This is a genomic window from Virgibacillus sp. Bac330, assembly GCF_003667845.1.
GTDB lineage: Bacteria > Bacillota > Bacilli > Bacillales > Amphibacillaceae > Virgibacillus > Virgibacillus chiguensis.
In genome coordinates this window covers 1971048-1997548 of the sequence record NZ_CP033048.1, presented here as the reverse complement: position 1 = coordinate 1997548, position 26501 = coordinate 1971048, and the positions used below count along the sequence as shown (strand labels likewise).

Annotated in this window: 27 protein-coding genes and 1 pseudogene; 27 read left to right on the top strand and 1 reads right to left on the bottom strand. The window is 36.5% G+C overall.

The window, feature by feature from the left end:
* Nucleotides 1-199: 199 nt before the first annotated feature.
* The 9 genes and pseudogenes from sdaAB (at nucleotide 200) to rnc (ending at nucleotide 7760) form a co-directional block, all read left to right on the top strand.
* Nucleotides 200-862: an L-serine ammonia-lyase, iron-sulfur-dependent subunit beta gene (gene sdaAB, locus D9780_RS09345; protein WP_121639920.1), complete on the top strand. Its 663-nt coding sequence runs from the start codon at nucleotides 200-202 to the stop codon at nucleotides 860-862.
* A gap of 85 nt (nucleotides 863-947) precedes the next feature.
* A pseudogene (locus tag D9780_RS21405) lies at nucleotides 948-1064 on the top strand (L-serine ammonia-lyase, iron-sulfur-dependent, subunit alpha); the annotation flags it as partial.
* A 15-nt stretch (nucleotides 1065-1079) separates the two neighbouring features.
* A complete protein-coding gene (recG, locus tag D9780_RS09335) occupies nucleotides 1080-3110 on the top strand; it encodes an ATP-dependent DNA helicase RecG (protein WP_121639919.1) in 2031 nt (676 codons plus the stop codon).
* A gap of 363 nt (nucleotides 3111-3473) precedes the next feature.
* The gene (fapR, locus tag D9780_RS09330; RefSeq protein ID WP_073005708.1) at nucleotides 3474-4046 is read left to right on the top strand and encodes a transcription factor FapR; all 573 of its coding nucleotides are present in this window, start codon (nucleotides 3474-3476) and stop codon (nucleotides 4044-4046) included.
* A complete protein-coding gene (plsX, locus tag D9780_RS09325; protein WP_121639918.1) occupies nucleotides 4047-5054 on the top strand; it encodes a phosphate acyltransferase PlsX in 1008 nt (335 codons plus the stop codon).
* A complete protein-coding gene (gene fabD / locus D9780_RS09320; protein WP_121639917.1) occupies nucleotides 5051-5992 on the top strand; it encodes an ACP S-malonyltransferase in 942 nt (313 codons plus the stop codon). The genes plsX and fabD overlap by 4 nt, the downstream gene beginning before the upstream one ends.
* Entirely contained in the window at nucleotides 5992-6732 is a 741-nt protein-coding gene (gene fabG / locus D9780_RS09315; protein WP_121641467.1) for a 3-oxoacyl-[acyl-carrier-protein] reductase, read from the top strand. The genes fabD and fabG overlap by 1 nt, the downstream gene beginning before the upstream one ends.
* A 37-nt stretch (nucleotides 6733-6769) precedes the next feature.
* Nucleotides 6770-7006, top strand: a complete 237-nt coding sequence (acpP, locus tag D9780_RS09310) for an acyl carrier protein (protein ID WP_073005157.1) — start codon at nucleotides 6770-6772, stop codon at nucleotides 7004-7006.
* A 70-nt stretch (nucleotides 7007-7076) separates the two neighbouring features.
* A complete protein-coding gene (gene rnc / locus D9780_RS09305; protein ID WP_073005155.1) occupies nucleotides 7077-7760 on the top strand; it encodes a ribonuclease III in 684 nt (227 codons plus the stop codon).
* Between the two features lie 286 nt (nucleotides 7761-8046).
* Here the strand turns inward: rnc and D9780_RS09300 are convergent, their stop codons facing one another.
* Nucleotides 8047-8268, bottom strand: a complete 222-nt coding sequence (locus D9780_RS09300; protein ID WP_121639916.1) for a DUF1128 domain-containing protein — start codon at nucleotides 8266-8268, stop codon at nucleotides 8047-8049.
* 210 nt (nucleotides 8269-8478) lie between these two features.
* On the opposite strand from D9780_RS09300, the gene smc reads away from it, so the two are divergent.
* The 18 genes from smc (at nucleotide 8479) to dprA (ending at nucleotide 26364) form a co-directional block, all read left to right on the top strand.
* A complete protein-coding gene (smc, locus tag D9780_RS09295; RefSeq protein WP_121639915.1) occupies nucleotides 8479-12045 on the top strand; it encodes a chromosome segregation protein SMC in 3567 nt (1188 codons plus the stop codon).
* Between the two features lie 12 nt (nucleotides 12046-12057).
* Nucleotides 12058-13053: a signal recognition particle-docking protein FtsY gene (gene ftsY / locus D9780_RS09290; protein WP_073005149.1), complete on the top strand. Its 996-nt coding sequence runs from the start codon at nucleotides 12058-12060 to the stop codon at nucleotides 13051-13053.
* A 430-nt stretch (nucleotides 13054-13483) separates the two neighbouring features.
* Nucleotides 13484-13804, top strand: a complete 321-nt coding sequence (locus tag D9780_RS09285; protein ID WP_073005148.1) for a putative DNA-binding protein — start codon at nucleotides 13484-13486, stop codon at nucleotides 13802-13804.
* A gap of 13 nt (nucleotides 13805-13817) precedes the next feature.
* Nucleotides 13818-15164 carry a signal recognition particle protein gene (gene ffh / locus D9780_RS09280; protein WP_121639914.1) on the top strand — a complete coding sequence of 449 codons (1347 nt, stop codon included), beginning with the start codon at nucleotides 13818-13820 and terminating at the stop codon, nucleotides 15162-15164.
* A 138-nt stretch (nucleotides 15165-15302) separates the two neighbouring features.
* Nucleotides 15303-15581, top strand: a complete 279-nt coding sequence (gene rpsP, locus D9780_RS09275) for a 30S ribosomal protein S16 (protein ID WP_073005144.1) — start codon at nucleotides 15303-15305, stop codon at nucleotides 15579-15581.
* Nucleotides 15582-15590: 9 nt separating this feature from the next.
* Nucleotides 15591-15818 carry a KH domain-containing protein gene (locus tag D9780_RS09270; RefSeq protein WP_073005142.1) on the top strand — a complete coding sequence of 76 codons (228 nt, stop codon included), beginning with the start codon at nucleotides 15591-15593 and terminating at the stop codon, nucleotides 15816-15818.
* 201 nt (nucleotides 15819-16019) lie between these two features.
* Nucleotides 16020-16409, top strand: a complete 390-nt coding sequence (locus D9780_RS09265) for a YlqD family protein (RefSeq protein ID WP_073005141.1) — start codon at nucleotides 16020-16022, stop codon at nucleotides 16407-16409.
* An 11-nt stretch (nucleotides 16410-16420) separates the two neighbouring features.
* Nucleotides 16421-16936, top strand: a complete 516-nt coding sequence (rimM, locus tag D9780_RS09260; RefSeq protein WP_121639913.1) for a ribosome maturation factor RimM — start codon at nucleotides 16421-16423, stop codon at nucleotides 16934-16936.
* A gap of 3 nt (nucleotides 16937-16939) precedes the next feature.
* Nucleotides 16940-17659, top strand: a complete 720-nt coding sequence (gene trmD, locus D9780_RS09255) for a tRNA (guanosine(37)-N1)-methyltransferase TrmD (protein ID WP_121641466.1) — start codon at nucleotides 16940-16942, stop codon at nucleotides 17657-17659.
* A 149-nt stretch (nucleotides 17660-17808) separates the two neighbouring features.
* Complete coding sequence (gene rplS / locus D9780_RS09250) at nucleotides 17809-18153, top strand: 50S ribosomal protein L19 (RefSeq protein WP_073005137.1); 345 nt, start codon at nucleotides 17809-17811, stop codon at nucleotides 18151-18153.
* 212 nt (nucleotides 18154-18365) lie between these two features.
* Nucleotides 18366-18941 (top strand): signal peptidase I, encoded by a 576-nt coding sequence (gene lepB / locus D9780_RS09245; RefSeq protein WP_240458802.1) that lies wholly within the window; start codon nucleotides 18366-18368, stop codon nucleotides 18939-18941.
* A 9-nt stretch (nucleotides 18942-18950) separates the two neighbouring features.
* Nucleotides 18951-19808, top strand: coding sequence for a ribosome biogenesis GTPase YlqF (ylqF, locus tag D9780_RS09240; RefSeq protein WP_073005133.1), 858 nt, complete (start codon nucleotides 18951-18953; stop codon nucleotides 19806-19808).
* A gap of 388 nt (nucleotides 19809-20196) precedes the next feature.
* Nucleotides 20197-20967, top strand: a complete 771-nt coding sequence (locus tag D9780_RS09235; RefSeq protein WP_073005131.1) for a ribonuclease HII — start codon at nucleotides 20197-20199, stop codon at nucleotides 20965-20967.
* A 16-nt stretch (nucleotides 20968-20983) separates the two neighbouring features.
* Entirely contained in the window at nucleotides 20984-22615 is a 1632-nt protein-coding gene (locus D9780_RS09230; protein WP_121639911.1) for a hypothetical protein, read from the top strand.
* Nucleotides 22612-22875 (top strand): EscU/YscU/HrcU family type III secretion system export apparatus switch protein, encoded by a 264-nt coding sequence (locus tag D9780_RS09225; RefSeq protein ID WP_116276938.1) that lies wholly within the window; start codon nucleotides 22612-22614, stop codon nucleotides 22873-22875. The genes D9780_RS09230 and D9780_RS09225 overlap by 4 nt, the downstream gene beginning before the upstream one ends.
* 188 nt (nucleotides 22876-23063) lie before the next feature.
* Nucleotides 23064-24224, top strand: coding sequence for an ADP-forming succinate--CoA ligase subunit beta (sucC, locus tag D9780_RS09220; RefSeq protein ID WP_073005116.1), 1161 nt, complete (start codon nucleotides 23064-23066; stop codon nucleotides 24222-24224).
* A 43-nt stretch (nucleotides 24225-24267) separates the two neighbouring features.
* A complete protein-coding gene (sucD, locus tag D9780_RS09215) occupies nucleotides 24268-25170 on the top strand; it encodes a succinate--CoA ligase subunit alpha (protein ID WP_073005114.1) in 903 nt (300 codons plus the stop codon).
* 261 nt (nucleotides 25171-25431) lie between these two features.
* Nucleotides 25432-26364 carry a DNA-processing protein DprA gene (gene dprA / locus D9780_RS09210; RefSeq protein ID WP_121639910.1) on the top strand — a complete coding sequence of 311 codons (933 nt, stop codon included), beginning with the start codon at nucleotides 25432-25434 and terminating at the stop codon, nucleotides 26362-26364.
* The last annotated feature ends 137 nt before the right edge of the window (nucleotides 26365-26501 follow it).

The following is a 26501-nucleotide window of genomic DNA, read 5'->3' as shown; positions in this document are numbered from 1 at the left end:
ACCCAATCTTTATGGTTCGTGTGGAGTCCGTATCCACTTGCGGTAATATGTAACTTTAAAGCGAAGATGAAAAAATATCTAATGGGAAGATTGTTATGCTATCTTTTGGTTAATGTACATGCGATGAATGATGGAATAGTATTTTTTTGTTATAATCAACAAGAGAAGAAAAGTTCGTGATTAAAGGATGGGATGGAGATTGAAATACAATTCTGTTTTCGACATTATTGGACCTGTTATGATTGGTCCGTCAAGTTCACATACAGCTGGTGCATCTAGAATTGGTAAAGCTGCACATAGTTTATTTGGTAGAGCCCCAACATGGGCTAATATTCATCTTTATGAATCATTTGCAAAAACGTACAAAGGTCATGGAACAGATTTTGCATTAGTAGGTGGTTTGCTCGGTTTTGATACAGATGATACACGTATGAAGGATGCATTAAAAATAGCTGAAGAACGTAACATGCAAATAGAATTTATTGAAGATAGCGCTGCTGTCAGTCATCCAAATACGGCACGATTAAAGATAGGCGATGAGAGAGACTCCATGGAATTGGTAGGTATATCTATTGGTGGTGGCAAGGCAGAAATTACGGAATTAAATGGTTTTGAATTACGTTTATCTGGAAACCATCCAGCGATTTTAATTATGCATAATGATCGTTTTGGGGCTATCGCTTCTGTAACGTCTGTTCTAGCTAAGCATGAAGTCAATATTGGTCATATGGAAGTAAACCGAAGAGATGTAGGGAAGGAAGCGTTGATGGTTATAGAAGTTGACCAAAACGTCGATGATGATATATTGCATGAACTCGAAAAAGCAGAGCATATTATCCGAATCGCTAAGATTAATAGCTGATTAGTAAAGAAAAGAGGTGAATATCTCGTGATGTTTCGGACTGTTCAAGAATTAGTGGAGATAGCTGAAATGAAAGCAATATCTTATGTATAGAATTGGAAAGTAAATGCCATCCAGTTTACGAGAAACGGGAGAAGGTAGATTGGCCGATACACCAACTGGACGCTGGCTAAAAGATAAATTGTTAGGACTATTAAGCTAAGAAAGTGTGATAATTATGTTAACCGATCCTGTTACCCACGTGAAAGGTGTTGGGGAGAAAATGGGTGAGGATTTTGCTCATATCGGCATTTTTACAGTAGAAGATTTATTCAATTATTTTCCCTATCGGTATGATGTTTTTGAAATAAAGCCATTAAGTGAGCTTGTACACGATGATAAAGTTACGATTGAGGGAAGGGTAGTCCACGATCCTTCTCTCACTTTTTATGGAAAGCAAAAATCAAGATTAACTTTTACATTGGAAGTAGAGCAAATTGCTGTAAAAGCGGTTATGTTTAATCGATCCTTCGCTAAAAAACATATTTTTAAAGGAGAAATAATTACCCTTGTTGGAAAATGGGACGCGCATCGCTTACAAATTACAGTGAATACGTATAAGAAAGGACCAGCTTCACAGCAAGATGAAATGCAACCTGTTTACCCTGCTCGCGGAGAGCTATCGTCTGGGAAGTTAAAGAAAGTCATGAAGCAGGCGTTGGCGAGTTATTCTGATGCTATTGGGGAAATTCTTCCGACAACTTTTTTAACTGCATATAAATTACCAACCCGTAAGGAAGCGTATCAGACGTTGCATATGCCCACGAGCCGAATCGCTTTAAAACATGCACGTAGAAGGCTTATATATGAAGAATTCTTAGTATTTCAGTTACAAATGCAGTTACTACGAAAGTGGAAACGTGAAGCTACTGTTGGAAATGCGCAAGACTATAATAGGAAGCTTGTTAAAGAATTTATAGATACATTTCCATTTACGCTAACGAGCGCACAGCAAGGCGCACTTGAGCAGATTTTAACGGACATGCAATCGCCTTATCGTATGAACCGTTTGCTTCAGGGTGATGTTGGGTCTGGAAAAACTGCTGTTGCAGCTATTTGCTTGTATGCTTCTGTTACAGCTGGGAAACAAGGCGCTTTAATGGTACCTACGGAAATATTAGCAGAACAACACTATGAATCGCTTGATAAATTATTTGGAGGACGAGCAAATATTGCTTTACTTACTGGTTCCATTAAAGGAAAAAAACGTAAAGAACTAGTGGAACAAATTTACAGTCAACAAATAGATATTGTTATCGGAACGCATGCTTTAATTCAAGAAGATGTGCAGTTTTCTGAGCTTGGGTTTGTTATTGTAGACGAACAGCATCGATTTGGTGTAGAGCAAAGACGAACCTTGAGAGAAAAAGGTTTGTCTCCGGACGTTTTGTTTATGACAGCAACCCCCATACCGCGTACTTTAGCTATAACGGCATTTGGAGATATGGATGTTTCCATCATCGACCAGATGCCTTTAGGAAGGAAAGAGATTGAAACGTATTGGGTACGAGAAACGATGTTAGATCGCGTATTGCAATTTGTGGGTAGTCGTATTCAAACTGGTGAGCAGGCATACGTTATTTGCCCGCTTATTGAAGAATCAGACAAATTGGATATTCAAAATGCGGTCGATGTGTATCACCAATTAAGGGCATATTTTCCTGAAACTGTAGAAATAGGTTTAATGCATGGAAGATTAACGACTGAAGAAAAAGAAACAATCATGAAAAAATTTGCTAATAATGAAGTTCACCTACTTGTTTCCACAACTGTAGTGGAAGTAGGGGTGAATGTTCCCAATGCAACAATTATGATGATTTATGACGCAGAGCGATTTGGATTATCACAATTGCATCAATTGCGTGGGAGAGTAGGCAGAGGAGAGAAGCAAAGCTATTGTATCTTAATTGCTGATCCGAAAGGGGAAACAGGGAAAGAACGCATGCGAATTATGGCAGAGACGACGGATGGATTTGCATTATCGGAACAAGATTTGCAACTACGTGGGCCAGGTGATTTTTTTGGAAAAAAACAAAGTGGCTTACCTGAATTTAAACTTGCTGACATGATTCATGACTACCGAGCATTAGAGACTGCTAGACAAGATGCTGCAAAGATTATTCAAGACGGTTTATTAGAAACGAAAGAATATGCATTGCTTTCAAAATATGTAGAGAATAAATTTCAGGTGGATGAAAAATTGGATTAATAAATAGTTGCATTAAGCGCTTTGGTAATATATATTACTATTAGGAGCAAGTCATAATTGTTGTTTTACCGGTTTATGTACTAGAGGATTGCGTTAGAGATTAAAGGAGTTTTTCTTTTACGAAAGCAAACTTTAAATTTATAGTAAAAAAGAAAGCTGTCGTCCTAAAAGATTTGCTCGTAACTCTAGTTTTTTCAAGCTAGCAGTAAAGCCTATACGCTTTGTTTAAAGTTACATTCCCTTATTTTTTCTTGTATGCAAAAGTAGTAGGAATCGCTTATGAATACGACAAATTTACGTTTTATAAGTCTCTGTGAATAACCTATATATGCTAATGGATAATTTTATATGGATGGTGCAGTCATGAAAAGATCAAAGGCTGATCGGCAGCGTTTATTAAAAGAAACGATTGAACAAACACCTTTTATAACAGACGAAGAGTTAGCCAAGAAATTTAATGTAAGTATCCAAACTATTCGCTTGGATCGCATGGAATTAGCCATTCCTGAACTGCGACAACGTATTAAATCAGTGGCGACGGAACAGTGGAATGAGACGGTTAAAGCACTACCACTTGAAGAGGTGATTGGTGAAGTTATTGATTTAGAATTGGATGAACGAGCAATTTCAATTTTAGATATTCGTCAAGAACATGTTTTTTCACGAAATAAAATAGCTCGCGGTCACCACCTCTTTGCACAAGCCAATTCGTTAGCAGTTGCTGTATTGAATGACGAACTGGCACTGACTGCGAAATCAGAGTTGAAATTTACGAGGCAAGTGAAAGAGGGAGAACGCGTAATAGCTAAAGCTGTAGTAAAAGGGGAAGAAAAAGGATTAACTCTCGTACATGTAAATAGTTTTGTAGAAAATGAGTTAGTATTTACAGGTGTATTCTATATGTATCAATTGAATCAGCATAAAGGAGCAGACTAAATGAGAATTGCAATTGACGCCATGGGAGGCGATCACGCACCAGAATCGACTGTTCTCGGTGCCATGAAAGCTGTCTCTGAAATGAAGGATTTACACATTACGTTAGTCGGTAATGAATCAGAAATAAAAAAATATGCGAGCGAACATGATCGAATTCATATTCTACATACGAATGAAGTGATTACTGCTGAAGATGAGCCTGTGCGTGCTGTTAGAAGAAAAAAGCATTCTTCACTAGTTTTGGCAGCGAATGAAGTCAAACAAGGTAAGGCAGATGCTTGTATCTCAGCAGGAAACACGGGAGCATTAATGAGTGCGGGATTATTTGTTGTAGGTCGAATCAAAGGGATTGAACGACCAGCTTTAAGTCCTACGCTTCCAACATTAGATGGTCAAGGATTTTTATTTTTGGATGTTGGAGCCAATGTAGATGCAAAACCGAACCATTTACTTCAATACGCCATAATGGGTTCTATTTATTCCGAAAAGGTTCGTGGTTTATCTCAGCCAAAAGTAGGTCTTTTAAGCGTTGGCACGGAAGATGGAAAAGGATCAGAATTAACGAAAAAGACTTTCCAATTACTACAAGAAGCACCGATTAATTTTATTGGAAATGTTGAAGCTCGTGATATGTTAGATCACGTTGCAGATGTTATTGTAACGGATGGATTTACCGGAAATGTTGCGCTTAAAACGATCGAAGGGACAGCTGGTTCGATCTTTGCTATGTTAAAACAGACATTAACGTCATCTACTAAAAGTAAGCTAGCAGCAGGCATGTTGAAAAAAGATTTAAAAGCTTTGAAAACAAAGTTAGATTACTCGGAATATGGTGGTGCCGGTTTATTTGGACTGCAGGCACCAGTCATTAAAGCACATGGATCCTCTGATCAAAGAGCAATAGCTAACGCGATTAAGCAAGCACGCTATATGGCAGAAAACCAAATCGCAGAAACGATTCAGTCAACGATTGAGTCCTTACATGTAGCGAAGGGGGAAGATGAATGAAAAAAGTAGCTTTTATGTTTCCAGGACAAGGTTCTCAAGAAATAGGCATGGGGAATGAATTGTATCATACTTATCCAGAAGTGAAGCAATTATTTCAAGAAGCTGATGAATTATTGGAAATAAACTTAAGTCAAATTATAAGTAACGGACCAAAGGAACGATTAACCGCTACTGAATATGCGCAACCAGCTTTGCTATTATTAAGTACAGCAATACACGCGCTACTCTCAAAATATGGCGTTCAGCCAGTTAATCTGGTCGGACATAGTCTTGGGGAATATAGTGCGCTCGTTGCTTCAGGTGCGATTGCTTTTGATGAAGCACTTCCATTAGTAGCTAAACGGGGTCAGTTAATGGAGGAAGCTTTCCCGAAAGGACAAGGAACGATGGCAGCCGTATTAGGTCTAGATGGGCAAACTGTTCATCAATCATTAACCGAAGTAGAAGATGAAATAGTGGATATCGCTAATTTGAATTGTCCTGGTCAAGTTGTTATTTCGGGCTCTGTAAAAGGTGTGGATCGTGCTACTGAAATATTAAAGGCGCACGGAGCAAAGCGGGTATTACCTCTAAATGTTAGTGGTCCATTTCACTCTCGACTAATGCAAGCAGCCAATGAGTCATTTTCCGCTTATTTGGATAAAGTAACGATAAGAGATGCTAAAATACCAGTTTATGCTAACGTTTCTGCTCAACCAGTAAGAGACAAACAAGAAATAAAACAATTACTCGTAAAACAACTTTATTCTCCTGTGCGCTTTGAAGAATCCATTCAAAATATGATGAAGCATGAAGTTGATGCGTTTGTGGAAGTAGGAAATGGAAAAGTTTTAAGTGGACTTGTAAGGAAAATTGATCGGAAAACGAAAACATTCGCCGTTCAAGATGTCGCATCATTAAATGAATTTATTGCATGGTATAAGGAGGAGAAAATGTGATTCTAACTGGAAAAAATGCACTAGTTACAGGAGCTTCAAGAGGAATTGGTCGGGCTATAGCCCTTGAATTAGCGAAGCGAGGAGCAAATGTTGCTGTTAATTATGCAGGTAGTGAAGCAAAAGCAGAAGCCGTTGTAAGTGAAATTCAACAGCTTGGAAGACAAGCTTTTAAAATTAGAGCAAATGTAGCAGACGAATCCGAGGTAAAAGCGATGATAAAGGAAGTAGTTTCTCGTTTTGGTTCGTTGGACATTCTAGTGAATAATGCTGGAATAACGCGGGATAACTTGCTAATGAGGATGAAAGAAACGGAATTTGATGAAGTTATTAATACGAATTTGAAAGGTGTATTCATTTGTACGAAAGCAGTTACGAGACAAATGATGAAGCAGCGTGCAGGAAAAATTATTAACGTTGCCTCCATCGTTGGTGTGAGCGGAAACCCTGGTCAAGCAAATTATGTAGCTGCCAAAGCAGGTGTAATTGGGTTAACCAAGACAACTGCAAAAGAGTTAGCTACTAGAAATATTCATGTAAATGCGGTAGCACCAGGTTTTATTTCAACAGATATGACCGATGTTTTATCGGAAGAACAACATAAAGAAATGCTTGCATTGATTCCGTTGCAAAAACTAGGAGAGCCAGAAGATGTAGCGAAGGTTGTCCGATTCTTGGCAAGCGAAGATGCAGACTATATTACTGGTCAAACGATCCATATTGATGGTGGCATGGTAATGTAAGAACTTCTATACATAACTTGAAAGGGGGTGACTGGATATGGCAGATGTATTTGATCGTGTAAAAGCAATCATTGTCGATCGTCTTGATGTTGACGAGGCAAAAATAACAATGGAAGCTTCTTTTAAAGATGATTTAGAAGCAGATTCATTAGATGTTGTTGAACTTGTTATGGAACTAGAAGACGAATTTGACATGGAAATTGCTGATGAAGAAGCAGAAAAAATTAATACAGTAGGTGATGCTGTTAACTACATAAATAATTTACAAGGTTAACAGTTTAGCGAAAGAAAGTCTCGTCTAGCGAGACTTTCTCTATATTAAGATGTAAATAGAGGTGCCATTCATGAATGTTGATCAATTAGAAAAGCAATTAGGTGTTCGTTTTCACAATCCCTCACTAATCGTACAAGCATTTACTCATTCATCTTATGTGAATGAGCATCGTGATCAAGTATTTTCGGATAACGAAAGGCTCGAATTCTTAGGAGACGCTGTATTAGAGCTTGGCGTATCTCAATATTTATTTCGGACGAATGAAAAAATGCCTGAAGGGGAAATGACAAAGTTAAGAGCTGCAATTGTTTGTGAACCTTCTTTAGCCAGTTTTGCACGTGGCTTACGGTTTGGAGCGTATATCTTACTAGGTAAAGGAGAAGAGCAAACTGGTGGTCGTGACCGCGATGCCCTGCTGGCGGATGTTTTTGAAGCATTTTTAGGTGCGCTTTTTTTAGATCAAGGTTTTCATACAGCCATACAGTTTCTCGAAGACTATATATTTCCGAAAATAACAAATGGTGCTTTTTCGCATGCGATGGATTATAAGAGCCAATTACAAGAATTAATTCAACAAGTAAAACACCGTTCAGTTGAATATAAGATTGTCGAAGAACGAGGACCCTCTCATGACAAGGAATTTGTAGCTAAGGCTTTTATACAAGGTGAAGTATACGGATCAGGAATAGGGCGTACAAAGAAAGAAGCTGAACAGAGGGCAGCTAAAGCCGCTTTAGATAAATACAAACAATAGCAAAAGGCTGTATTACCTTTTACAGCCTTTTGCTATTGTTTTTCTACAGGTTTATTCAAAAAGTGCCCAAGGAAATGATATAATAAGTATTTATCGGCTCATTTTTACGTTTCTTGTTAGTGAAGCCTAGGTTATTGCTAGTCTTTATGACGAAATGTCGTTATTTTTTATACGATAACTCCGTTTTAAAGTGGAATACATAACTACCCTCTTTCCGCACCTTGTCTGTGCATGCTTTTGGTTAGTTGTACAACTTTTGGAGCCATTTACCTACCATTTTTTGTTCTTATTTACGAGTATTTCGTAATTCCTCTATAAAGGCTTGCGTCTCAAGTGTACTAAGGTGCCCTTTTTGTTTAATTAAATCATACAGCGACTTTAGCTCTGAATATTTATTTAGATCGTAATCTTTTGCATCCATAATTGTACGATTGACAATGGAAAGGTGATCAGCAATCTCATCTAAAAGTATTTTTAAATTTTCCTGAGATGGTGTTTCTAAATTCATTATTTCAGCTCCTTTTATCTGCATATCGCGGCAAAACTTCTTTTACTATAACATTTATGATAAAATATATGCGGTAAAATGCCAACTATTTTTTGTTTGTAGTTAGATATTGATAGATAATAAAAAAGTATAAATTTATTTGTAGGATTGGATATGAGGCTATATAACGATAGTTATCCATATTCTTTCAATCATTAGGAGAAATGTCAGGTGTATTTGAAAAAATTAGAAAGCGTCGGTTTTAAATCGTTTGCCAAACGAATAAGTGTTGATTTTGTTCCGGGAGTAACAGCTGTAGTTGGACCAAACGGGAGCGGAAAGAGCAATATTACAGATGCTATTCGTTGGGTTCTCGGAGAGCAATCAGCAAAATCGCTGCGCGGTTCGAAAATGGAAGACATTATATTTCAAGGTAGTGATACACGCAAACCGCTTAATGTTGCTGAAGTAACATTAGTTCTTGATAATCATGATCAACTTCTACCATTAGATTATGATGAAGTAAGTGTAACGAGACGTGTTTATCGCTCTGGTGATAGTGAGTACTATATTAATAACCAATCCTGTCGCTTAAAAGATATTGTTCATCTATTCATGGACTCAGGGCTTGGTAGGGAAGCTTTTTCGATTATTAGCCAAGGAAAAGTAGAAGAAATATTGAGTTCTAAGGCAGAAGAAAGAAGAACCATTTTTGAAGAAGCAGCAGGCGTTTTAAAATATAAACAACGAAAGAAAAAAGCAGAATACAAACTTGCGGAAACACAAGAAAACTTAAATCGTGTGGAAGATATTATTCATGAAATTGAACAGCAAATGGATCCTTTACGAGAGCAAGCAGAAACTGCTCATCAATATAAGGTGTTTAAAGAGCAATTAAAGGAGACTGAAATTACATACTTACTTGCTGAAATTGATCGCCTCCATACAGAATGGAAATCAATGTTAGCAGAATTAGAAAAGATAAAAAATAAACAACATCATGTACAACAAACTTTGAAGCAAAAAGAGCAGCAGCAGGAACAAGAGCGTTTAGCTATTGTGCAAATGGATAAAAAATTAGAGCAATTACAAGCAGATTTATTAACAGCAACACAAACACTGGAAAAATATGAAGGGAAAAAGCAATTGTTTTTGGAACGTTCTAAACACTTTTCTGAAAACAAGGCAAAGCTAGATTCCCAGAAGAATCAAACTTCCGTACGAATTGGTCGTTTACACGATGTTTTTGTGCAAGAAAAGAAGAACTTAACAGCATTACAAACCGCCAAAAAAACAACTGCTAATACTGTGAAAGAGTTAGAGCAGAAGCTCAGATTAGGAAATGCAAATTTGACTCAAAAGATAGAAGATCGAAAGTCCGATTATATTGAGTGTTTAAATCAACAAGCTGCTAAACGTAATGAAAAACAAACGTTAGATGAGCGGTTGCAGCAATTAGCTGTGAAGACAGAAAAACAAGCAGAGAAGTTTGCCGGGTTAATTCACGAACGAGAGAAATTACAAGAAAAATGGAACACGCTTGCACCTGATGTGGACAAGCAAAAACAAGTATGTATGCAAAAAGAAAAGAATATTCATTCCACAAAAGAATTATTACAACAGGAACGTTATGCCTTTCAAGAAGCACAAACTAAACTATATCAAGGCTACCAATATATCGAAAAAGTAAAATCCAAAAAAGAAATGCTTGAGGAGATGAAGGAAGAATTTCAAGGTTTTTTCCAAGGTGTAAAGGCTGTACTAAAGGCTCGTAAAGAAAATAAACTTGCTAACATATATGGCGCAATTATTGAACTAATAGAAGTTCCTAAAGCGTATATTACAGCTATAGAAACCGTACTTGGTGGGCAAGCGCAGCATATTGTTGTAAGAGATGAACAATCAGCTAGGCAGAGTATTTCCTGGTTAAAGCAAACAAATAATGGGAGAGCTACTTTTCTACCTCTTTCCTCCATTCAACAGCGGTTTATTCCTAATGAACTAAAAATTCAACTAGCTGAGCATGAGGGATATGTTGGTGTTGCAGGTGAACTTGTTCAAACCGAGGCTATGTATCGTAAAGCAATTAATCATTTAATGGGGCATGTTATTATAGCTAAAACTTTGAAGGATGCAAATGAATTAGCGGCGCTAGCTTCCAGACGGTATCGTATTGTAACTCTGGATGGAGATGTCGTTCATCCAGGAGGATCCATGTCCGGTGGTGCCAAGAAGAAGACAAACCAATCGTTATTTACGCGTGAAAAAGAACTTGAAGAAATGGTTGAGAAGTTAGCTACTTTTAATAAGAAAGTGTTGGACTTTGAAAAAACTGTCCAAAATAAAAAGGCGAACATTCAACAATTGGAACAAAAGTTAAATGAAGAAGAATCAAGTGTACAAGTTGAGCAAAGCCAACTCCAGCAAATGCAAGAAAGTATGCACGAGTTAGAAATAAGGTTGCATGCTTTAAATGATCAATTGCAAATATATGATCAGGATAAACGACAACATTCCGAAGATCATGAGGGTGTAGCAAATCGAAAAGCGGAGTTAGAAAAAGAACTAAAGCAACTTGATGAACAAGCAAAAGAAATTGAACAGGAAATTAACGAGTTAAACAAACAACAGACAGAGTTAATCGAGAATAAAGAAAAGCTGCAAGAAGAATTGCACCAAAAGCAAGTTTTACTAGCGGAACAAGAAGAACGTGTTAAGAGCCAACGAGAAAAAACAAAACAAGTGCAAAATCAACTAACAGAGCTTCAACGCGAATATGATCAATATGTAGAAGAGTGGAATAATCTCATTGAATTTCAAGAAACCAAGGAAACAGAGGAAGACATCGATGATACAATTCGCCAACAGTCAGACGCAAAACAAGGAATAACAGCATCTTTACAAAAAATACGAGCAGAACGAGATACTAAATCAAAACAAATGCAAGCAAAAGAACAGGAGCTTAAGCAAATTCATACTGAATTGGACGACCTTAGACGAGAATCAAATGAGAAAGAAGTGAAGTCTAATCGGATGGATGTAGAACTTGAGAATATGTTAAATCATTTACAAAATGAATATTTGATGACTTATGAAAAAGCGCGTCAATTCTACGTAAAAGCTCAAGATAAACAAGCTGCCCAAGCTGCTGTTACCCAATTAAAGCAACAAATTTATCAATTGGGAACAGTGAATATAGGAGCGATTGATGAGTATGAGCGCGTCTCTGAACGATACGATTTCCTCAAAGAACAACAGACAGATCTTGTAGATGCGAAGAAAACATTATATGAAGTAATTGGCGAAATGGACGAAGAAATGAAAGACCGTTTTGGTGAGACTTTTTCGCAGATTAAAGAAGCTTTTGCGAATGTTTTCAAGCAATTGTTTGGCGGTGGCCATGCTGAATTGAAATTAACAGACCCTAAAAATCTACTCGATACAGGTGTGGACATTATTGCACAGCCACCAGGAAAGAAATTGCAGCATCTAGGTTTATTATCGGGTGGAGAGCGGGCGCTAACTGCAATTGCTTTGTTATTTGCAATTTTACGTGTTCGTCCGGTCCCATTTTGTGTGCTTGATGAAGTAGAGGCAGCGTTAGATGAAGCAAATGTAACTAGATTTGCTAAATATGTGAAAATTTTTAGTGAAAAAACACAGTTTATTGTTATAACACACCGTAAAGGTACAATGGAGCAAGCAGATGTGCTATATGGTGTAACTATGCAAGAATCAGGTGTTTCACGTTTAGTATCTGTTCGCTTAGAAGAGACAGAACAATTAGTTGAACAATAGGAGGACTGAACAATGGGATTTATGGATAAGTTAAGAAACAAATTTCAACGAGGTCAAGAGGATGTAGAAGAAGTATCCGATAAGTACAAGGAGGGGATGAAAAAAAGTCGACAAACTTTTTCTGGAAAAATAAACGATTTGCTGGCTAAATATCGAAAAGTAGATGAAGATTTCTTCGAGGAGTTAGAAGAGGTACTAATTTCTGCAGATACCGGTGTATCTACTGTAATGGATCTAATTGATGAATTAAAAATGGAAGTAAAGCGTCAAAAGATGAAAGATACATCAGAAATGAAAGATGTTATCTCGGAAAAACTTGTAGAAATATATTATGGAGATGATGATCAGGAAATAGAGAGCCTTGCTATTCAGAAAGGTGAACTTTCCGTCATCTTAGTTGTCGGCGTGAATGGTGCAGGTAAAACTACTTCGATTGGAAAATTGGCCCACCAGCTTAAACAGGACGGAAAAAAAGTGATGCTTGCTGCTGGTGACACTTTTCGTGCTGGAGCAATTGAACAATTAGAAGTATGGGGAGAGCGAATAGGTGTGGATGTAGTAAAACAAACTGCTGGTAGCGACCCGGCAGCTGTGATTTTTGACGGGATCAAATCAGCAAAATCAAAGCAAGCTGACGTTCTCATTTGTGATACTGCTGGAAGGTTGCAAAACAAAGTGAACTTAATGAACGAATTAGCAAAAGTGAAGCGGGTCATCGCAAAAGAAATTCCAAACGCTCCGCATGAAGTGTTGCTCGTTTTAGATGCAACGACTGGTCAAAATGCTTTAAGCCAAGCAAAAGTCTTTGCTGAAGCGACAGATGTAACCGGGATTGTTTTAACGAAATTAGATGGTACAGCTAAAGGTGGAATTGTTTTAGCTATCCGAAATGAACTACAAATTCCAGTTAAATTTGTCGGTTTAGGAGAAGGAGTAAATGATTTACGCCCGTTTGATGCTCATGCATTTGTCTACGGTCTCTTCGCTGATTTATTAGAAAAAGAATAAAGTGACCTTTTAACCAGTGGAGGGTAATCTCCACTGGTTATTCATAACTTTAGAAAACTTAACTTACAACCATATGTTAATAGCAAAAGTCGGAGAATCTTACAACAGTTTTTATTAAAGGATAAAGGAAGTTTGCTTGACACATAAATTACATTCCGTTATTCTTATTTTGAAGTAGTGTCAAAAGAGTGTTTTCGTTTTTTCTTTATGCTATAGTACAGTAATCGTTTTAAGTATTATAGCCTAAGAAAATTTAAGGCTTTTGCTATAAAAATGGCAGAAAGCTAAATTTTGTTAATCCAAAGATGCGTACTCGTATTTTTTGTACCAAAAGTGCGTATAAGAAGAGTTTTGGTATGAAAGAAGTCTTATAACAAAAACATACAACATTTAAATTAATTGATAAACAAAAGATGAGAGGTGTAACAACATGCTAGAAAAAACGACTAGAATGAACTATTTATTTGATTTTTATCAAGCATTACTTACACCCAAACAGCGTAACTATATGGAAATGTACTATTTAGAGGATTATTCTCTAGGTGAGATTTCAGAAGTATTTGATGTATCTAGGCAAGCTGTGTATGATAATATAAAGCGAACGGAACAAATGTTGGAATCATATGAACAAAAGCTTCACTTATATGAAAAATTTCAGCGGCGCTTTGAGCTGTTAAAGCGACTGGGTGAAATAATTTCTGACGATAATGACGCGCAACAGCTCGTGAATAAAATAAAAGAATTAGATTAGGGGGACACCTTCTATGGCATTTGAAGGATTAGCTGACCGCCTGCAAAGTACCATAAAGAAAATAACGGGTAAGGGTAAGGTAACGGAACAAGACGTAAAAGAAATGACAAGAGAAGTTCGTTTAGCTTTGCTAGAAGCAGACGTTAACTATAAAGTCGTTAAAGATTTAATTAAAAATATTAAAGAACGTGCGGTTGGTCAAGAAGTAATGGAAAGTTTAACACCTGGCCAACAGGTTATTAAAGTTGTCAAAGAAGAATTAACGGATTTAATGGGTGGAGAACAGAGTAAAATTGCTGTAGCTGATCGTGCTCCTACTGTGATTATGATGGTAGGGTTACAAGGTGCTGGGAAGACAACCACCTCTGGAAAGCTAGCAAACCTCTTACGAAAACAACATAATCGCAAACCATTACTCGTTGCTTGTGATGTTTATCGCCCTGCAGCGATTCAGCAATTGGAAACATTAGGACAACAACTTGACATGCCAGTATTTTCAATGGGGACAGATGCAAATCCTGTAGATATTGCAAAACAGGCAATGGTAAAAGCCAAGGAAGAGCATCATGATTATGTCATTATTGATACTGCTGGACGCTTGCATGTAGATGAAGAACTTATGGGAGAATTAAAACAAATTAAAACCGAAGTCGATCCCCATGAAATTTATCTTGTAGTTGATTCGATGACCGGCCAGGATGCTGTGAACGTTGCAGAAAGCTTCAATGAACAGCTTGATATAACAGGTGTTGTGTTAACCAAATTGGATGGTGACACTCGTGGTGGGGCCGCTCTATCTATTAAAGCTGTTACGGACAAACCTATTAAATTTGCGGGTATGGGAGAGAAACTTGATGAATTAGAAGCATTTCACCCTGATCGCATGGCGTCTAGGATTTTAGGTATGGGAGACGTGCTATCTTTAATCGAAAAAGCTCAAACGAATGTAGATGAAAAGCAAGCGAAAGAACTGGAAGAAAAAATGCGCACGATGTCTTTTACATTGGATGACTTTTTAGAGCAAATGGGTCAAGTGAAAAATATGGGTCCATTAGAAGACCTAATGAATATGATTCCAGGTGCAAATAAAATGAAGGGTTTGAAAAATGCCCAATTTGATGAAAAACAACTTGCACATGTAGAAGCGATTATTCAATCTATGACCAAGAAAGAACGTCAAGACCCAAGCATTATGAATGCAAGTAGAAAAAAACGGGTAGCTAAAGGTTCAGGTACAAATGTTTCACAAGTGAATCGCTTGCTGAAGCAATTTGATGAAATGAAAAAAATGATGAAGCAAATGACAAATATGCAAAAAGGAAAAAAAGGCAAAAAAGGAATGAAGCTGCCGTTTATGTAGCAGCTTGAAGCAGATGCATTCAATTGATATGTTCTGCCTAATTAATTTACTCTGTAATGGGAAAACACTTTACAGACTTAAATTTTTCTGCTAGAATTTAAAAATGTGTTAAGTTTTTAAAGATGGAGGTGCAAGAAAATGGCAGTAAAGATTCGTTTGAAGCGTATGGGATCAAAAAGAAACCCTTTCTACCGTATCGTTGTAGCTGATTCAAGAGCGCCACGTGATGGTCGTTCTATCGAGCAAATTGGAACGTATAACCCTGTAGTTAATCCAGTTGAAGTTAAAATAGATGAAGATAAGGCACTTGACTGGATGTCTAAAGGTGCAAAACCTAGTGATACAGTTCGCAATCTATTCTCTAAAGAAGGCATCATGAAGAAATTTCACGAGCAAAAAAATCAAGTTGCAAAGTAGTGTGATAACATGAAAGCTCTTATTGAAACGATTGTTACATCACTTGTAGATCATCCTGAAGATATCGTTATTACAGAAACAGAAGAAGAAACGAAGATTGTATATCATCTTTCTGTTCATTCTGAAGATGTCGGTAAGGTGATCGGAAAAAATGGTCGAATTGCAAAGGCTCTTCGAACGGTTGTTTATGCAGCGAAGACAAATAGTACTAAACGTGTGTATTTAGATATTATGTAAAAGGGAAAGGGATTAAAACCCTTTCCCTTTTTGCCACGTTAATGCTAATATAATAATGGGGCAGTATGCAGATTGAAGTGGAAAAGGTAATAGAGGAATTAAAGCATGTAAATGTATGAACAAGGGTGTTTAAAACAAGGATAAAGAGCATATAATTATTGCTATGCTCTGCTGAGACGTTCTGAGAGTGAGGCGAGCCATATGCAAATAATAAAAAAGGTACAGATTAAACAAGTTTTAACGGAAGATAGTAAACAGAAAATGCAGGCAAATTTCCATGATCATAAAATGCGACTTGAGCAAGAGTGTCAACAGTTGTTGTTTGAACAGCGTAAACTACTAAATAAATCTACTTACTCCAAGCATGAACTCGAACAACGGTTTCAACAGGAAATTAATAATCGGAAAGAAAAAATAAAACTGGTTGAGTTTAAAATGGAACAACTGGATATGCTTGAAATAGGTAGTGAAATTGTTGAAAAAGAGGTTGAAGCTCTTGTTGAGGTTACAGAAGGATCCAATTGGCATGAGATAATGAAAGAACAAGCAATTGTTATAAAAGATAATATGGTGATACGGATAGATGAATAGCAGGTGATTAAATGGCAGAGAAGATGTTTACAGTAGGAAAAATCATAAATACACATGGCATTAAAGGAGAAGTCAAAGTGTTACGTATAACCGACTTTGATGATCGATTTGAAGTTGGTAAGCGCGTTTACGTGGTAAATGATGGACATGCCCCTTTACAAGTTACTATAACCAGTCATCGCGTACATAAGGGTTTCGATCTGTTGCAGTTTGAAGGTTATGAAAACGTGAATGATATTATTCATTTTAAAGGCTGTGAGCTAAAAATTCCTGAATCGGATCAGACGGAATTAAATGAGCATGAATACTATTATCATGAAATAATTGGCTGTACTGTTATAACAGAAACAGGAGAAGAATTAGGAAGAATTAAGGAGATTTTATCACCTGGTGCGAATGACGTATGGGTCACTAGAAAAAAAAGCGGCAAAGATATACTCATCCCGTATATTGAAGAAGTTGTTTTGGACGTTGATGTCAAAGCAAAGAAAGTCATCATTTCTCCAATGGAAGGGTTGTTGGAATAAATGATGCATATAGATATATTGACACTCTTTCCAGAAATGTTTACAGGTGTGATGGAATCATCCATATTAAAAAAAGCACAGGATAAAAATAAGTTTACTTATCAACTAGTTAATTTTCGTGATTATGCTCAAAACAAGCATCAGAAAGTCGATGATTATCCGTATGGTGGAGGAGCGGGAATGGTGTTAACTCCCCAGCCTATTTTTGATGCGGTAGAAGCAGTAAAAAAAGAACGTTCTTCTAAGCCACGTGTTATTTTAATGTGCCCACAAGGAGAAACATTTACCCAAAAAAAAGCAGAAGAACTTGTACAAGAGGATCATCTTATTTTTATTTGTGGGCACTATGAAGGATTTGATGAACGTATACGTACACATTTAGTAAATGATGAAATATCCATAGGGGATTACGTTTTAACAGGTGGAGAGCTAGGTGCTATGGTAGTAATGGATAGTGTTATTCGCCTACTTCCTAATGTACTTGGGAATGAAGCTTCAGCACCTCAGGATTCGTTTTCATCAGGTTTATTAGAACACCCTCATTATACGAGACCAGCAGAATTTCGTGGAATGAAAGTTCCAGAAGTTTTGTTGTCTGGTGATCACGGTAAAATTGCGGCATGGAGAAAAGAACAGTCGCTCAAGAGAACGTATGAACGGAGAAAAGATCTGTTAAATAATTCAAAGTTGACAATAGATGAAAAAAGCATTGTAAAAGACTAAATATGATATTGGCAAAAGTAGTTGCAGTTCTTTGAAGTATATGGTATATTAGAACCTGTGTTTAAAGTAATATATGTTTTAAACACTATCAACGATGTTCCGCTGCCATTTAAAAGGCATGAGCATTGGTTTGGAAGGAGTGAAACAGGATGCAAAAATTAATTGAAGATATTACAAAAGATCAATTACGCACAGATCATCCTGAATTTCGCGCTGGGGATACTGTAAAAGTACACGTTAAAGTTGTCGAAGGTTCCCGAGAACGTATTCAGGTATTTGAAGGTGTTGTAATTAAACGACAAAACGGCGGGATTAGTGAAACATTTACAGTGAGAAAATTATCTTACGGTATCGGTGTGGAACGTACATTCCCATTACATTCTCCACGGATTGATAAAATTGAAGTAAGCCGTCGTGGTATTGTTCGTCGTGCGAAACTTTACTATTTACGTAATTTACGTGGAAAAGCGGCTCGCATTAAAGAGCGTCGTTAATGAAATACATGACAAAATAGAGTGTTTAAGAAAAGGGGCTTGGCAATTATGCATAAGCTCCTTTTTTATACTACAGGAAAGTATCGGGTTAAAATCTCTTCTAACCTGAAAGCCTACATAATTGCTAAGTTACACTTACGTATGAATGGCCGTTGTAATTTATATTCTTGCCTCATTTTAAAAAAGTGTATTTTGAAATGGAGGTTTGTTCTTTGACTGAAAAATCAAATAGAAAAAAGTATCGCGAAGAGTGGTTAGGATGGGGAAAAACAATTTTAATTGCTCTTGGCTTGGCATTTATCATTCGTACATTTTTGTTTGCGCCTATTGTGGTGGAAGGTCCATCTATGCTCCCAACATTACATAATGGCGATCAAATGATGGTAAATAAAATCATTTATAACCTGAAAGACCCAAAACGTTTTGATATTGTTGTATTTCATGCTTCTAGTGAAAAAGATTTTATTAAACGTGTTATCGGTTTACCTGGAGACCATGTTGAAGTTAGAAATAATATATTGTACATTAATGGAAAAGAAATAGAACAGAACTTTTTAAACGGCCAAGCGAATAAAACTCAAGCAAAAGTATATACAAACAATTTTACCTTGGAAGACCTTCCGGGCAGTTATCGTAAAATACCTGAAGATTACGTCCTTGTTTTAGGCGATAATCGAGAGAATTCAATGGATAGCCGCTCCCTAGGGCTTATACCAATGGATCAGATTGTTGGCAAGACAAATTTCATTTATTGGCCGTTCGAGCGTATGCAACTAATTGGAAAGTAGGGTTAAGTAATGACAATACAATGGTTTCCTGGCCATATGGCAAAAGCAAAGCGTGAAGTAGAGGAAAAACTGAAGCTCGTTGATTTTGTTATCGAACTAGTAGATGCTAGAGCTCCTCTTTCTTCTCAGAATCCCATGTTGCAGCAAGTAATTCAGCAAAAGCCAAAAATGGTTGTAATGATGAAAAAAGACTTAGCTGATCAACAAATTACGGAACAATGGATAAAATACTTTGAACATCATCAGATCTCAGCCATTGCTATTAACGTAAATGAACGGCATGATATACAAGCTGTTATACGGTTGGCAAAAGAGCATGCTAAGATGAAAATGGAAAAACTACGTTCTAAAGGTATACAGCCTCGAGCTCCTCGTGCTATCATTGTTGGCATACCAAACGTTGGTAAATCAACATTAATTAATCGCTTGGCAAATAAAAAAATAGCTAAAACGGGAAATAAGCCAGGGGTGACAAAACAGCAACAATGGATAAAAGTGAAATCTGATTTTGAACTTTTAGATACACCTGGGATATTATGGCCGAAGTTTGAAGATCAAGAAGTTGGGCTTCGGTTAGCTGCAATTGGTACTATTAAAGATCAATTACTTTCATTGCAAGATATCGTTGCCTTTGTTATTCAATATATGCAACAATATTACCCAGAAAACTTAAAACAACGTTATAATTTGGAAAATACGCTAGAGGATATGTGGGATATATTCAACTATATCGGTAAGCAGCGTGGAGCGCTTGAAAGCGGAGGGAAAGTTAATTTTGCAAAAGTGTCTGATATCGTAATTCAAGATTTACGTTCAGGTAAACTTGGTAAAATTTCTTTGGAAACACCTGAAATCGAATCAACTTAAAACAGTGTGAGCGGCTTGAAATTAAAAGTATGATTCACTTTTAACTGTCATGAAGGCTTACTGGATTAACGTAAAGGTCTTGTCAATTAACGAAGAAATACGCATAGCATAATAAGATACACTATTGTAAGACATGCATCTTCGGATGGGTGTCTTGTTATTTCATTTGGAAATTTTTTAACGCAGAACTAGTGTTAGAAAACTTGTCTTATCGTCAAGTTGTTATGGCGTAAGCCTTCATTTTTCTTATACTATAAACCAAAACATCTTATGATTTTCTATAGTATAAAAAGTTTAATCACTAGCCGATTTTCCTAAAAATGAATAGAAGAGAAACATTCATTTCATATTTTTATTATTTAGTCGATAGTAAAAAGGTAGGGGTAATATGAAGAAAATATCTATTAGAGAACTGAATTGCTTGTTTGATGCAGATGAATTGGACGAGAAACAAATTGAATATTTGCGATTGGATGAAAGAAAAGGCGTGCAACAATTAATTCATAAATATGATAAACAACAGCTTAAATTTCAAGCGCTACAAGAACGTTATGTGGAAATGACAATATTTGAACGCTGGCACTATAAACAAGGAATAAAATATATAGCTGGAGTTGACGAAGCTGGAAGAGGCCCCTTAGCTGGTCCTGTTGTAGCAGCTGCAGTAATCTTACCATCCAATTTTAAATTATTAGGACTAGATGATTCCAAACGGTTAACGGAGTCAAAACGAAATGAATTTTTTTATTACATAAAAGAACATGCAATTAGTTATGGAATTTCTATAGTTGATAGTAAAATAATAGATCAAATTAATGTATTAGAGGCAACAAAACTAGCTATGGCCGAAGCTATTGAAAAATTAGACCCTGTGCCTGAACATATATTAATTGATGCTGTAGAATTGCAAAAAATAACAATTTCAAGTGAAGCAATTACAAAAGGTGACGCCAAAAGCATCTCAATTGCAGCAGCTAGTGTACTGGCAAAAGTGACAAGGGATAATTATATGAAGGAATTACATCTTCAATTCCCTATGTATGAATTTGCTTTTAATATGGGGTATGGGACAGCAGAGCATGTGAAAAAAATACATCAATATGGTGTTTGTCCACAGCACCGTCGCTCATTCACACCAGTTAAAAAAATGATCAATTAGGAAAGAGGGAAGTATTGTGCGCATCCATCAGTTGAAAGAAATATTACAACTAAATAAGTTAAAAATTCCCTCACAACAACTCAAAAAAGGTCAAATTATTCAAGGACAGGTTATTAAAATATACCCCGAAAATAAGGTGCAAATACAATTAGGTGGCTTGCGACTGGTAGCTCAGTTACAAGCTTCTTTAACAACTGGAAAGTATTATTATTTTCAAGTTATGCAAGCTGATGAATTGTTAAAATTAAAGGCATTAGGTAATGAAGCATTGAATGCGAATCAATTGTTACAGCAACTTTCTTTAAAAATGGCAACGAACCAAGCGGATCTTGTGCAGCAATTAACGAAGGAACAAATATCTTTTAATAGAGAGCAATTGCAACAAGCTTTTGAATATATGTCACAATATAAAGATAAGCAAGTTCAAGTTTTTATGCCTATAATCAAAGAGTTAATAGCGAATGAATGGCCAATAACTGAACAAACTACGAAAGCTCTTCACATGCAAAAAAATTATCCTTTCGCTACTCAATTGCAAAAACTTTTGCATATGCTACCGAAGGATTCGAATTTTTCAATGCTGCGAGGCCATTTAAGCGATCTTTTACAACCAACTGCTGAAAATATTGCAAATAGCCAAAATCAAATGGGTAAGCTACTATCTTTACGAAATAAACAAGTGTTTTCCCTCATCCAGTCGTTATTAGATGGTCAAGACCTTTATTCTTCCAACACAATAAATAATTTAAAGCATTATATAACTAATAATCAATGGTTTATACAAAATGCTGACCAAATATTAAAAAAATGGGAAAGCAAACTTCTATTAACTGCGGCTAATCAATATATGTTTTCAGATGATGAAGTCTCACAGTTAAAACAAGATGTAACAAAAGTTTTTCCGACAATATTCGCCAAAAACGTAGGTAACGGAGGTGATTTTGGCGGTTTACTCGTTCAGTTACGTGCATTGCAAAAGTCACAGACATATGAACAATTAGATCAAATTATTACGTTTTCACAAAAATTTTTATTGACAGAGCCAAAGGAGCAATTCTTGCAATTGACAAAACGGTTTTTGCAACTTTCTGGTATATCACATGAAAATTTGTTGGTTAAAGGAGAATCTCCGCCAACTACGATTAAAAGTCAATTGATTTCCATGTTACAGCAAACAAAAGGTGGGTTGGGGGAACAACTACAGCAAGTGCTTCACCATTTACATGCTGTGCAATTATCTTCTGTGCAAGATTTCGATAATGGCTTTTTGCAAGCATACCTACAAATACCAGCCTTAAAGTTAGGATTAACAAATGATATGGAAATAAAGTTCGAAGGAAAGAAAACAGAAACAAATAAGTTAGATCCAAATCATTGTCGAATTGTGTTCTATTTGGAATTAACAAATATAAAAGAAACTGTGGTAGATATGCATGTACAAAACCGAAATATTAGCATTCATGTTTTCAATGATCATATCCAATCGCGAACACTTCCAATGCAATTTCAGCCTTTATTAAAGAAAGGGTTAAAGGAAATGAATTATCATCTATCTTCTATTTCATTCTTTGCTTTACATCAAGGAAAGAAAGCAAAAAAAGTTGCATTTAATGCTCAGAGTTATCAAGGGGTGGATTATCGAATATGAATTTAAAACAAAGGAAAGTAGCAGCACTGCGCTATCATGAAGCACATCACACTGCTCCTGTCGTTACTGCTTCTGGTAGAGGTAAACTGGCAGATGAAATCATTGAAACAGCAAAGGAAAATAATATTCCAATTTTAGAAGATGCTTCTTTAGTAGAGTTGTTAGGTCAATTAAACATAAATGAAACGATTCCAGAAGAGCTTTATGAAGCAGTAGCTGAAGTATTTGCATTTATCTATCGTACAGATCAGCAAATGTAACATAAAGCATGTTTAAAGGCTATTATACGTGACTATTGTATGAATTCAATGGTCTTTTCATAGTAAAAGATATATATGTAGAAAAAATGTGGCGTAGCGAAATATGTTGAGATGTGCGGTAATTCTTGTTAATTGAAGCGTTTTTTTATACAATGGATATGCAGTGAAATTTGATGGGAGGATATAGGATGAACATTCATGAGTATCAAGGCAAAGAGATTTTGCGACAATACGGCGTTAAAGTCCCTAATGGAAAAGTTGCCTATGCAGTTGAAGAAGCTGTAGAAGCTGCAAAACAATTAGGAAGCGATGTCACAGTAGTGAAAGCACAAATTCACGCTGGCGGACGTGGTAAAGCCGGCGGGGTAAAAATAGCTAAAAATGTCGATGAAGTGCGTACATATGCCGACGAAATTCTTGGCAAAACGTTAGTAACGCATCAAACAGGACCACAGGGGCAAGAAGTGAAACGTTTATTGATTGAAGAGGGCTGTGATATTCAAAAAGAATATTACATTGGCTTAGTACTGGATCGCGCTACTTCTCGTGTCGTTATGATGGCATCTGAAGAAGGTGGTACAGAAATTGAGGAAGTAGCTGCTGCTACACCTGAGAAGATATTTAAAGAAGTTATTGATCCTGTTGTTGGTTTAACAGGTTTTCAAGCACGTAGATTAGCTTTCAATATTAATATTCCACATGATTTGTTAGGTAAAGCTGTCAAATTCATGATTGGTTTATATACAGCATTTGTCGAAAAAGACTGTTCCATTGCTGAAATTAATCCGTTAGTAACAACTGGTGATGGGGAAGTCTTAGCCTTAGATGCAAAATTAAATTTTGATGACAACGCTTTATTCCGTCAAAAGGACATTATGAATTTACGTGATTTTGATGAAGAGGATGAGAAAGAAATTGAAGCGTCCAAGTACGATTTAAGCTATATTTCATTGGACGGGAATATAGGTTGCATGGTAAATGGTGCTGGACTTGCTATGTCTACCATGGATATTATTAAGCACTATGGCGGAGAACCCGCTAATTTCCTTGACGTTGGAGGCGGCGCTACGGCTGAAAAAGTAACGGAAGCTTTCAAAATTATTCTATCTGATAAGAATGTAAAAGGTATCTTCGTTAATATATTTGGTGGCATTATGAAGTGTGATGTAATTGCTGAAGGAGTTGTAGAAGCAACCAAGCAAGTAGGGCTAGAAATTCCGTTGGTTGTTCGCCTAGAAGGAACAAACGTTGCTAGAGGGAAGGAAATCCTGGAAGCTTCAGAATTGAATATTACCTCTGCTAATTCGATGGCTGACGGTGCTCAAAAAATAGTCTCCATGGTAAAGTAAACTTCGTAAAATGACGTTAAAATGTTTGAAAGGACGGACGAAAATGAGTGTATACGTTAATAAAGATACAAAAGTAATTGTCCAAGGGATAACCGGTGGCACAGCTAAATTTCATACGAAACAAATGCTTGAATACGGCACAAAAATTGTTGGTGGAGTCACTCCGAAAAAAGGTGGTACAGAGGTAGAAGGTGTACCTGTTTTTAATACAGTATTAGAGGCTGTACAAGCAACAGGTGCTACAGCTTCCGTCATTTATGTACCGGCCCCGTTTGCGGCGGATGCCATTCTAGAAGCTGTTGACGCTGAATTAGATTTGGTTATTTGTATAACGGAGCATATTCCGGTAATGGATATGGTAAAAGTAAAACGTTATATGGAAGGAAAGAATACAAGGCTCGTAGGACCAAACTGTCCAGGGGTTATTACTGCTGATGAAAGTAAAATTGGTATTATGCCTGGTTATATTCATAAAAAAGGTCATATTGGCGTCGTCTCTCGTTCAGGAACATTAACATATGAAGCGGTTCATCAATTATCAGAAGCTGGATATGGTCAAACTACCGCTGTTGGTATTGGTGGCGATCCTGTGAATGGAACGAATTTCATTGACGTGTTAGAAGCATTTAATAATGATCCAGAAACGTATGCTGTTATGATGATTGGAGAGATAGGCGGTACAGCAGAAGAAGAAGCTGCTGAATGGGTGAAAGCAAATATGAAGAAACCTGTAGTTGGTTTTATTGGAGGTGCTACAGCTCCTCCAGGAAAAAGAATGGGGCATGCTGGCGCTATTATTTCAGGTGGAAAAGGAACAGCCGAGGAAAAAATTCGCATTATGAATGAATGTGGAATTAAAGTTGCTGAAACGCCAGCAGTTATGGGTGAAACAATGATAGGTGTTCTTGAAGAAAAAGGATTAAAAGAGAAGTGTAAAACACATTAAGGTTTCCTAAAAAAGTTTGACGTTCATTTGTATTTTTAGTTTAATATTAAATCTAAAAACGTAGGTTATAAGTTACGATAGAAATATCTGTACGCAATGGAGGAGCCTAGTTAAAAAATCATAGGCTCCTCTTTACTTATCCTCTATTGAAATACTAATGAATTGTTTTATCACTAACGCAGGAAAATAAGCCCAACTACAAATATCGATGTGTCATTGAAAGTTCATTGTTTAAACAATCCCTCTGAAAGGAAGTGGAATATGACGAATGAAATTCGTTTTCGTTTTATTCATTTAAGTCGTTGTAGGGGAGTGACTAGAAGGAGTATTCAAAGAATTATCAAGCTAGATCGTTCTCTTCTACAACTATATCAAATGACCCCGAGTCAAATTAGCCACACTTTTTCTCTTCCATTAAAAAACGCTACAACCTTATATCAAGACCTTCATAATCAAGCACGTCTAAAACAGCTGCAATTGGAAATGAAAAATCACCATATAATTACTATCCTTGACAAACGCTTTCCATCTATGTTAAAAGCTATTCATGACCCACCTCTTGTCTTATATGGCAAAGGTAATGTGGATTTATTAAATGATGCCCCATCTTTAAGTGTAATTGGTTCGAGGGATCCTTCAAGGGAGGCAAAGAGAAAAACAGCTTTTATAATCGAGCCTTTACTCCATAAAAATTGGTTAATAGTAAGTGGACTAGCAAGAGGGGTAGATCAATATGCACATGAAAAGACACTTATATTAAATGGGAAAACAATAGCTGTATTAGGAGGTGGCTTTGAGCATCTCTATCCTAAAGAAAATCAATCATTATATCAAGAAATTGTTCATAAAGGTCTTGTGCTATCTGAATATACGCCAACAACCCCACCTGCAAAGCATCATTTTCCTGAACGAAACCGAATTATTAGTGGATTGAGCTTTGGTACATTGGTAATTGAAGCGAAAAAAAGAAGTGGGACTATGATTACGGTAGATCAAGCATTAGAACAAGGGAGAGAAGTGTTTGCGGTTCCTGGTTCTATATTTACAGAGCAAACAGAGGGCTGTCATCAATTGATTCGAGATGGTGCCCAAATGGTTACAAATGCCAAAGACATTCTTGAAGAATGGCAAGTCCACGCGATGGGTGGGAAAGGACTACTAACCAGTACGCATGTTTATGAAAAAAGTAATTAATGTCTATGAGAATGATAAATTTTAGAACGGTTATTTCAGAACATGTTTGACAAATGCAATGTATATATTTACTATTAGTGAAGATTTGTAAATAGTATTAAAGGATAATTTGTAGGTTTATTTTAGTGAACAAACAA